At 65.7% G+C, this 265-nt stretch carries 1 protein-coding gene; it reads left to right on the top strand.

All coding sequences use genetic code 11. From position 1 onward, the window contains the following. The coding region (locus FVA95_RS29905) for a class II fructose-bisphosphate aldolase (protein ID WP_193564460.1) at nucleotides 1-265 on the top strand (265 nt) is incomplete at both ends.

A 265-nucleotide genomic window follows, 5' to 3' on the forward strand; every position in this document is an offset into this window, starting at 1 on the left:
ACCCACGGCTACGCCGTGCCGGCGTTCAACATCAACAACATGGAGCAGGGCATCGCGATCATGCAGGCCGCGGCCGAGGTCGACGCGCCTGTCATCATCCAGGCCTCGCGCGGGGCGCGCAGCTATGCCGGCGATTTCATGCTCTCGCACATGATCGACGCGCTGGAGCGGACCTATCCCGACATCCCGCTTTGCATGCACCAGGACCACGGCAATGACGAGGCGACCTGCGCCTCCGCCATCGCCCACGGCTTTACCTCGGTGA

The sequence above is a fragment of the Pseudonocardia sp. EV170527-09 genome (assembly GCF_008369905.1).
GTDB lineage: Bacteria > Actinomycetota > Actinomycetes > Mycobacteriales > Pseudonocardiaceae > Pseudonocardia.